This is a genomic window from Oligella sp. HMSC05A10 (genome assembly GCF_001808335.1).
In the GTDB taxonomy this organism is placed as follows: domain Bacteria; phylum Pseudomonadota; class Gammaproteobacteria; order Burkholderiales; family Burkholderiaceae_B; genus Oligella; species Oligella urethralis.
Map to the genome: position 1 here is coordinate 1 of NZ_KV792908.1, position 6317 is coordinate 6317.

The 6317-nt window shown below is 39.0% G+C and carries 6 protein-coding genes; 1 reads left to right on the forward strand and 5 read right to left on the reverse strand.

All coding sequences use genetic code 11. The annotated features are described in order from the left end of the window. Nucleotides 1-106: 106 nt before the first annotated feature. Complete coding sequence (locus HMPREF3144_RS05065) at nucleotides 107-943, forward strand: IS3 family transposase (protein ID WP_083290391.1); 837 nt, start codon at nucleotides 107-109, stop codon at nucleotides 941-943. A gap of 132 nt (nucleotides 944-1075) precedes the next feature. Here the strand turns inward: HMPREF3144_RS05065 and HMPREF3144_RS05070 are convergent, their stop codons facing one another. Genes HMPREF3144_RS05070 through HMPREF3144_RS05090 form a run of 5 tightly spaced genes read right to left on the reverse strand, consistent with a single transcriptional unit; the run spans nucleotide 1076 to nucleotide 6105 of the window. Beyond that, the gene (locus tag HMPREF3144_RS05070) at nucleotides 1076-2374 is read right to left on the reverse strand and encodes a hypothetical protein (RefSeq protein WP_231552536.1); all 1299 of its coding nucleotides are present in this window, start codon (nucleotides 2372-2374) and stop codon (nucleotides 1076-1078) included. 9 nt (nucleotides 2375-2383) lie between these two features. Then, nucleotides 2384-3874: a tripartite tricarboxylate transporter permease gene (locus HMPREF3144_RS05075; RefSeq protein WP_036561136.1), complete on the reverse strand. Its 1491-nt coding sequence runs from the start codon at nucleotides 3872-3874 to the stop codon at nucleotides 2384-2386. A 13-nt stretch (nucleotides 3875-3887) separates the two neighbouring features. Beyond that, the gene (locus HMPREF3144_RS05080; protein ID WP_036561138.1) at nucleotides 3888-4358 is read right to left on the reverse strand and encodes a tripartite tricarboxylate transporter TctB family protein; all 471 of its coding nucleotides are present in this window, start codon (nucleotides 4356-4358) and stop codon (nucleotides 3888-3890) included. Nucleotides 4359-4375: 17 nt separating this feature from the next. Further along, nucleotides 4376-5344, reverse strand: coding sequence for a Bug family tripartite tricarboxylate transporter substrate binding protein (locus tag HMPREF3144_RS05085; RefSeq protein WP_036561141.1), 969 nt, complete (start codon nucleotides 5342-5344; stop codon nucleotides 4376-4378). A gap of 17 nt (nucleotides 5345-5361) precedes the next feature. Continuing rightward, complete coding sequence (locus HMPREF3144_RS05090; RefSeq protein ID WP_036561144.1) at nucleotides 5362-6105, reverse strand: GntR family transcriptional regulator; 744 nt, start codon at nucleotides 6103-6105, stop codon at nucleotides 5362-5364. Nucleotides 6106-6317: the final 212 nt, after the last annotated feature.

Genomic DNA, 6317 nt, shown 5'->3' on the forward strand with positions numbered 1-6317 from the left:
TTAGGAAGTTTGAGGGGTTATTGCAAAGGTCTCGGCGTTTCAAGCAGATGTATGCCGAGCTAAGTTTAAAGTCTCAGCTGCAGGAAGAAATCATAAAAAAGCTATAGTGCCTGTAGCAACACGTAAGCAATGGGCTAGTGAGCTACAGGCCGGCTACCGAGTGATTATCGTCATGAGTTGTCAGGTGGTGGGTATTAGTCGAACGGCTTATTACTACCATAAACGGTTGGTAGATGATAGTGAGGTAATTCACGCGTTACAGGTACTGGTTGAGCGTCATCCTCGCTGGGGGTTTCCCAAGTATTTTAAGCGACTAAGGGCCTTAGGCCATCGCTGGAATCATAAGCGCGTCCAGCGTGTTTACACGGACTTAAAGCTTCAGTTTAGAACCAAACGTAAGCAGCGGCTACCTGCTCGACAGCCTAGGCCTTTAGCTCAGCCAGCCTCTCCACAGCAGTGCTGGTCGATGGATTTTATGTCAGACGCGTTAGAGAGCAAGCGTAAATTCCGCACCTTCAACGTGATTGATGATTTTAATCGTGAGGTGCTAGGGATTGATGTCGCCATCAGTATCGCCTCAGTGCGAGTGACTCGGTACTTAGATGGGATTGCGCTTAAACATGGCTATCCTGAACGTATTCGAGTAGATAACGGCAGTGAATTTACCTCTCATAAGTTCATGAAATGGGCAGAGGAGCGAAGTATTTATATTGATTTTATTGAGCCAGGTAGTCCATATCAAAATGCCTATATTGAACGTTTTAACAAGACTTACCGAGAAGAAGTCTTAGACTGTTATCTCTTCAATAATCTGGAAGAAGTCAGGTACCTCACAGAAGAGTGGATAACAGTTTACAATCACGAAAGGCCTCATGACTCACTCAATGACTTGAGCCCCATAGAGTATAAAAAACAGGTTATTTCTACCGATGAGTTGTGTTAAGAATGGGGTAGTTACACGTTTAGCTCTAAATCGATTTCGTATAGAATTTGGTGAGCGTGTAAGCGCTCACCAATAGTAAAGAAAAATCGCATTTCCACAAAACTCTTTACAGAGTCTTTGTAGTCTTGGTTATTATTTTACTAAAGTTGAAACATCGATTAGGTACATTTGTCTCTTACCTTCATGCACTGAATCAATACAAACTTTCATGCCTGATGGATGCCAACGTGGATGAAGATCGCAACGGTTTTCTTTTTTTAAATCAGGTGTATAAAATTGCCCAATCTCATACACAATTTCTTCCTGCGTATCAAAAATCAAAAGCTTGCGGATATTCGTTTCCGAATCAGGGTAAGTATCTGTCAACAACCAGCGCTGATCGACAGGGCTATAACTCATGTGACCATTTTCAGTTAGAACTCCCTTTCCAATAATCTCAACTTGATTGAGATCATTATCTTGGTATAAATGATAATGGATTGAACCATCATGAGGCCCCCAAACAATGATGCTATTGTTGTCTTTCCAGAAGGGATGAGAAATTTGATATTCCGATTTTTCATAATCATAAGTACCCACTGCATTTGGGTCAAAATCCTCTTCCAACTGAGGCAAAGGATGATCAGAGCATTCTAATAATCGAATATCGCTCCCATCTGGATTTATCGTAATCAGCCTATGTAAGAAACAAGTTTCATCCTCTACTCGTTCTGTCCAACGGTGCAAGAAAAGAATGCGCTTAGAATTAGGGCTAACTTCAATATGACTAATCCAGTGCAGGGCTTTAACCATTGATTCTCGATGATTAAAGCGACACAGATCTGCATAACTTACAATAACTTTAGACTGTCCGGTTGCAATATCAACATGCACCAATCCATCATCTTCAGGGTAAAGCTCAAGATCATTCGCTTTACCCTCAGGTTCGCTATAGCCAATCGTCTCATGAGTCACATACAGACGGCGATAGTCTACTGTAACAGCATAACTACCGTCAGGCGCTACAGAATAAATAGGTATATCAAGATCACGAGATTCTTTATCTTCAATATTTAAAATTCTTGAAGAAAATGATGGATAACGACCCGATTTCGTTGTGCTACGCACATTAAAAATAATGTTTTTCTGTTCTTGATTTCCCAGCCACTGAAGCTGAGCGCCCATTTGCCAGTTCCAAGTAGTTGTGGAATCTAATTCTATGAAACGCCCCCCCTCATCTAAATCAAAATAACCCACTTGTGCTTCTAACTCCGGAACTAAGTTAGCATCCATGGATTCATATTGTTGACCGAGAATTTTATTCTGTTCTAAATGCCAAGGAGTCTTATTGTAATATCCAAAAAAATGATGTTGCTCATTATCATTAAATCCTGCTCCCAGCTCGTGAGCAGCGCATTCATGTTTAATCCAGTTTAACGTTTTCTTAATCATATATTTTCCTTAAATACGATTACCTCTTGAAGTGCGCAATCCAAAATAAATTGATAACACACACAATAAAATTAAAATAACTGACATCGGTCTAGTGATGAATTGCAATGCTAAGTCAGCAAAACTACCGTGAGACAATAACAATGCCCTAGAGAAATTAGACTCTGCCATTGAGCCTAAAACAAGACCTAACACTAGTGGTGAACGGGATACATTTAAAATCATAAAGACATAACCAATCACCCCTACTATCAACATAATTCCAATATCTTCAACCTGAGAGCGAATCGAAAAAGCGCCAATAATAGCTAATGCAATAATGATTGAAGCCAAGATTTCTTTAGGTAAAAAGATAACTCTAGAACCATAATAGGCAATGAGCAGTCCAATAGGAACGAAGGCTAAATTACTCAAAAACAGACTAAATATAAAACCATAGGCAATATCCGGGGTTTGTTCGAAGAGGGCTGGACCAGGTGAAAGCCCATGAATTGTTAGACCGCCAAGTAAAACCGCTGTCACAGCATTACCTGGAATACCTAAAGTCAATAAAGGCACCAATGAACCTCCGGTAACCGCATTATTAGCTGTTTCAGAAGCAACAATCCCCTCTTCTGCTCCTTTACCAAACTTCTCAGGCTCTTTCGAAGCTTTTTTTGCCATATCATAAGCAATAAAACTTGTAATACTTTGGCCTACACCCGGAACAATTCCCACGATAGTCCCCAATAATGAGGAACGAATCAAATTAGTCTTCTGCTTCAGTGTATCTTTAAATACTTGCCACCCTCCTGAAAAGTCAACTTTTAATTCACTACTTTTTCTGCTCTCAGAGCTCATCAAACTAATTGCTTCAGGAATAGAATACAAACCGATTAGTGCAATAACTAGCGGCAAACCGTCATACAATACAGGTAAACCTAAAGTTAGCCGCATTTCACCTGTCATAGGATGCATTCCTACCATACTGATAATCAATCCTAAAATACCAACGATCAATCCAGGTAGTAACTTTCCTTCAGAAACAGAAGCAATGATTGTCACCCCAAACACTGCAAATAAGAAATATTCAGGAGCTCCTAACATTAATGATAGTTCTGAAAGTACGGGCGCCATAAACAACAACACCACAGTACTAAACAGCCCACCAATACACGAAGCAAAGACAGCAAGGCCAATTGCACGCCCTCCTTTGCCCATTTGAGTCATTGGGTAGCCATCCCAACAAGTTGCCACCGCAGAGGGTGTCCCTGGAATATTCAACAAGATGGCGCTAATAGCCCCGCTAAATGTAGACGAAACATAAACGCCACCAAGCAAAGCCAGACCAATCTCAGGAGGAAAAACAAACGTCATAGGAATTAATAATGCAACTCCCATAGTACTTGTTAATCCTGGCAACATACCAATAACTACCCCCACTACTGAGCCGATAAAGATTGCTAGCAACATCGCAGGCGCAAGAGTAGTCGTCAATCCGATAAAAATATCTTCTAGCATCGTCATCTACTCCTTAGTAGAATTGCAAATACTGTTCAATAGAAAACACACTGCTTGGCGTAGAAATACCTAAAAACGCGAAAAAGATTAAATAAATCAATAACGTTGTTCCTAAGGCTACATAAATGTACAGATTTCGATGTTTTCTTGCTATGACCACTTGAACTAAATAAACAACAATCGTAAATGTAATCATAAAACCCAATAAAGGAATCAAAAGCATCGTCGCTGCTATTAACAGAAAGATAAGGCAAATATCCCAAGCAAAAGTTTTTTTCTCTACAGACTGCGTTTGTTCCAGAGCATCAGTTTTTACTTTCTGCGTTTTAAATTCATTAAAAAACAATAAAACACTAAGAAGTGTCAAAAGAACTGATAACCCTCTTAACAGCATTGAAGACTCAAAAGAATAACTCCATGAGGCAATACCAAGCAAAACCCCTACAAAAGTCATTACAGAAGGAAATATGAGATTCTGATTCATAATAAACCCTCGGCAACTTACTTAATTAAGTCAATTAGCTGTTCAGACTCTTTACGCGCTTCATTTAATTCTTGTTTGAACTCCTCTGTATTAGAAAAAGTCAAAACAATGCCAAGTTTTTCAGCAGCCTCTTGAAACTCTTCATCCTGAAGAAGCTTTTCAAAGGCCTCAGACAAAATTTGTTTTTGATTATCAGCAATTCCCTTTGGCGCAATGACACCCCTTAAGGCGGTACCAACAAGGGGGACATCAGCCTCGCTAACCTCAGAAATAGTTGGTACATCAGGGTATGCAGGATGTTTTTTACGACTGAACACTACTAAAGGCCGCAAACGATCCATATTGGTATAAGTTAATGCTGAGCTTGCTGTTAATAATCCCACATCAATTTCATTACTCAGTAAACTAGTTGCTACCGGACCTGATCCTGGATAACTAACAAAATTGGTTGTAATATTTAATGCTTGATTTAGTGCAGCTGCTTGTAAATGAACATTAGATTGAGGACCATCCCCTCCCATGCTCAGCACACTTTTTCCTGACTCAGTCGCTTTTATAAAATCCTCAAAACTTTTTATCTCACTGCTTGGATTTACAACCAACACGATTGGATCTGACTGAATATTTGCAATAGGTTCAAAATCATCTAAACTAAACTCCACGCCATCACGCAAAAGCTCAATCAAGAAGAATGACGGCACACTGATTAGGCCGATTGTATAACCATCCGGTTTCGACTTAGCTAAACGTGTAAACCCAACCTGTCCTCCCGCTCCAGGATTATTCTCAACAATCATACGCTTGCCAATGTATTTTTGAATATGTCGCCCAATTAATCTAGCCACTACATCATTCCCCCCTCCTGGAGAATAGGCAACGTTCATAGTAATAGGTTTACGTGGATAGTTTTCATCAGCTTTAGCTACTGTTGCACCAAAAGCTAACACACTAGCCATAAAAAGCGAAAATACCGATTTTTTAATCATATTAGTCTCCTAACGGTTTATTTCATATTGATTTTAAGTAAATGACGACACCTATGCTGACTGAATAACCACTGACTTAAGGTTACAGGGACTCCTTCTTCATCATAGGAAATACGTTCATTAAGCAAACCCGCCGCAGGTAAGTTATAAACTTTTAATAAATCTGCTTGTTCTTTATTAAGAATGATGGGTTCAAGCTCGATCGATAAACTATCCAATGAAACTCCGTAATCATTTTTTAGTTTTTCGCTGAACAATTGAGTTGATAAAAAAGTATTTTTCTCTATGGGAAAAAACTTCTCTGCTGACAGATAAATACTCTCAATAAAAAGAGGTCGTTTATCCGCACTTCGTAACCGAACCACCCGAATCAAAGGTTCAAGAGGCTCAAGCATAAGCTTCTCTGCGATAGAAGCAGATTGATATTGATGGTCAAAAAGTATTAGTTCAACATGGTTTTCATGACCACTGGCTTCTATTTGCAAATCAAAGTTGTAAATACCTAATAAATCGCGATCTACCGGTTTATTGCATAAAACACTATTTCCGATACCTGGCCGAGTGGCAATTAATTTTTTTTGTTTCAAGACACTAAGTGCTTCACGAACAGTAAGGCGGCTTATATCATATCGTTCGCATAAAGCCTTCTCCGATGGGATTAATTCGCCTTCCAAGTATTGACCTTTATTAATTTTATTTTCAATTAATTGACTTAGTTGAATGTACAAAGGTATCGGACTTGATTTATCAATCATTTGCATACAGTTCCTCAAAAAATGACATCAGGATGTCATGACATCCTTACTAGCAAGATATCTGATTCTGAACTTTAAAATAACTAGTAATTTCCCTAGGGGTCTAATTTTTTTGAGCTGTATTCTTTCAAACTGAAATATTGGAGAAATTTACTTGATAGTCGTATTACTTATGGATGGTAACCCTCCCACAAAACCATAGCAATTAGAAGTAGAAT

What these genes read in the sequence shown, in the direction of transcription:
- HMPREF3144_RS05070 (WP_231552536.1), bottom strand. Translation starts at nt 2,374, where the DNA reads ATGATTAAGAAAACGTTAAACTGGATTAAACATGAATGCGCTGCTCAC.
- HMPREF3144_RS05075 (WP_036561136.1), bottom strand. Translation starts at nt 3,874, where the DNA reads ATGCTAGAAGATATTTTTATCGGATTGACGACTACTCTTGCGCCTGCG.
- HMPREF3144_RS05080 (WP_036561138.1), bottom strand. Translation starts at nt 4,358, where the DNA reads ATGAATCAGAATCTCATATTTCCTTCTGTAATGACTTTTGTAGGGGTT.
- HMPREF3144_RS05085 (WP_036561141.1), bottom strand. Translation starts at nt 5,344, where the DNA reads ATGATTAAAAAATCGGTATTTTCGCTTTTTATGGCTAGTGTGTTAGCT.
- HMPREF3144_RS05090 (WP_036561144.1), bottom strand. Translation starts at nt 6,105, where the DNA reads ATGCAAATGATTGATAAATCAAGTCCGATACCTTTGTACATTCAACTA.